This is a genomic window from Occallatibacter sp., assembly GCF_049802275.1.
GTDB lineage: Bacteria > Acidobacteriota > Terriglobia > Terriglobales > Acidobacteriaceae > Telmatobacter.
Genome location: NZ_JBARMD010000210.1, coordinates 1 through 2639 on the forward strand (window position 1 = coordinate 1; position 2639 = coordinate 2639).

Below are 2639 nucleotides of genomic sequence, written 5' to 3' on the forward strand. Positions count from 1 at the left end.
GGTTTCAGGGTGTAGAAGGATGGAGCCGTGTCCACCGAAATGGCCGGTCGATAGCTCTGCCACATGGCCATCGATCTCCGCGCCGGCGGGGATAACTACCTGGCCGTCTTGCACAACGTCGCTGGCCACGCGGCTGCGGAAGGGCTGGCCCGGTTGAGACAACGAACTCGACAGTTCATCCAGAATGCGAACGCGAATGAGGGTGCCTTCGCCGAGCGTTCCGGGCGGGAGGGGGGCAGGGTGCACGATGTCGTCGTCGGGATCGGATGCGCTTGCACGCGTTGTCAGGGCTGGTGTCCCAGGAGCGACGCCTACGATGCCTTCATCAGTTCCGTCGCCGTAGGTTTGCGGAACCGGGGCTGTGCCCTGATTCGCCGCGGTGGCTTGAGGAGCAGGCTGCGCGGTTGCAGGTGTTGGTTGCATGGGGTGGCCGGCGGGCGGCTTGGGAATGGCCGGCTGCTGCTCGCTGGTGATGATGCTGTCATCCGGTGGAGGATTGGAGGTTCCCTGGTAAGGGCTGGACTGGCTTTGGTCCTGAGCCAGCAGGGTGGTGGCAGCCAACGCGAAGAATGCACATACAAGAATCGGCCGGTTCATCCAAATTCTCCCTGTTCTGATTTGAAGCAGGCGGTGCTTCCCTTGGTTTTATAGACCCGGCCTGCTGGAAAATGTTTTGCGGCAAGATGCGTCGAAAATCTATCCGGCGCAAACTACGCCCAAATAAATGCTAGCCTGCCGCCGTTACACGCGCGGCACAGAGAGCGGCCGCAGGTGCCTTCTGCAATACGAATCAACTGAGATAACCCGGCGCGCATCATTCAACGCTGCAGTCGCTTGCAGCGTGTGATCGCTGCCACAGGGGCGACCGCAGCCCCGTTTGCTAGAATCCGAACGGAACAACATTCACTATTTCTACGCAATTTTGCTGGACGGAGAGGGGTTTGAGCACGTGCATGAGCTTCTGGGAATAATTCAGAGCGCTGCCGGAGAAGCCGTTGCCGTGGATCGCCGTCCCAAACTGAATGACCGGCTGCAGCACCGTATAGCGAGGACTGATATGACTGAGATTGTTGCGATTCGGGCGCGCGAGGTTTTGGATTCGCGTGGAAACCCCACCGTGGAAGCAGACGTAATTCTGGAGAGCGGTGCATTGGGCCGCGCCATTGTGCCTTCGGGCGCTTCCACTGGCGAGCATGAGGCCGTGGAACTGCGCGACGGCGACAAGAGCCATTACATGGGCAAAGGTGTGCTGCAGGCCGTGGCCAACATCGAAACCGTGATTGCCCCGGAACTCGAGGGGATGGATGCCTCGAATCAGCGGCTGATTGATCAAACGATGATCGCGCTCGACGGCACCGCCAACAAGGGCAAGCTGGGTGCGAATGCCATTCTTGCGGTTTCTCTTGCTGCGGCGCGGGCCACTGCGCAGACGCTGGAGATTCCGCTGTATCGCTATCTCGGTGGCGTGAATGCGAGCGTACTGCCCACGCCGATGTTGAACGTGCTGAACGGCGGCGCGCATGCCGACTCGAACGTGGACTTTCAGGAATTCATGATTATGCCAGTCGGCGCGGAGCGCTTCAGTGATGCACTGCGCTGGGCTGCGGAGACTTTTCACACGTTGAAGGGCGTGCTGAAGAAGAAGGGCTATAACACCGCGGTCGGCGATGAAGGCGGATTTGCTCCTTCGCTGAAGTCGAACACCGAGGCGGTGGAACTGATTCTCGAGGCCATCGAAGCAGCCGGTTACAAGCCCGGCGAACAGATTGCCATCGCCCTTGATCCGGCATCGAGTGAGTTCTATGACAAGGAAAAGAACAAGTACGTTTTCAAGAAGAGCGACAAGCGCGAACTGACCAGTGAAGAAATGGTCAACTTCTATGACGACTGGGCGCGGCAGTATCCAATTGTTTCGCTCGAAGACGGACTTGCTGAAGATGACTGGGAAGGCTGGAAGATTCTGACCGACAAACTCGGCAGCCGCATTCAACTTGTGGGTGACGATATTTTTGTCACAAACGTGAAGCGCCTGCAGCGCGGCATCGAAGAAGGCGTAGGCAATTCAATTCTGATCAAGGTGAACCAGATAGGCACGCTGACCGAGACGCTCGAAACCATCGAACTTGGCCGCCGCTACGGCTACACCTCGGTGATGTCGCACCGCTCGGGCGAAAGCGAAGATACGTTTATCGCGGATCTCGCGGTGGCAACAGGTGTAGGCCAGATCAAGACCGGGTCTGTGAGCCGGACCGATCGTATTGCGAAATACAACCAGTTGCTTCGAATTGAAGAAGAACTGGGCGCCGGGGCGGTTTATCTTGGACTCGAAGCGCTGAACTACAACGACTAACCACTTGCGATGGGGCATATAGCTTCACCGCGGACAGTTGAAAACTGGGTGCCCCAGGTCTCGCTTCTGAGGCCTGGGGACTCGGCTCCACTTCAAGCCTTGATCCTCCCGTCACGTTTAATTCTGCAAACTGCGTGCAAGCGCTACCCGCTAACTCCGGTAAACAAGGAATCTGCCAGTGCCATCTACGAAACACCCTCTCGTTCTGACCATCCTTGACGGATGGGGTTTTCGCGCTGAAACGGCGAACAACGCAATTGCACTAGCCCGCAAGCCCACTTATGACAAG

General features: G+C 57.9%; 2 protein-coding genes. One reads left to right on the plus strand and one right to left on the minus strand.

Features of this window, described 5'->3' with window-relative positions; translation table 11 throughout:
- Positions 1-597 (minus strand): hypothetical protein (locus tag WA354_RS07095; RefSeq protein WP_472812304.1); only part of this gene is annotated, 597 nt, incomplete at its 3' end.
- Positions 598-877: 280 nt separating this feature from the next.
- On the opposite strand from WA354_RS07095, the gene eno reads away from it, so the two are divergent.
- Complete coding sequence (gene eno / locus WA354_RS07100) at positions 878-2350, plus strand: phosphopyruvate hydratase (protein ID WP_472812305.1); 1473 nt, start codon at positions 878-880, stop codon at positions 2348-2350.
- The last annotated feature ends 289 nt before the right edge of the window (positions 2351-2639 follow it).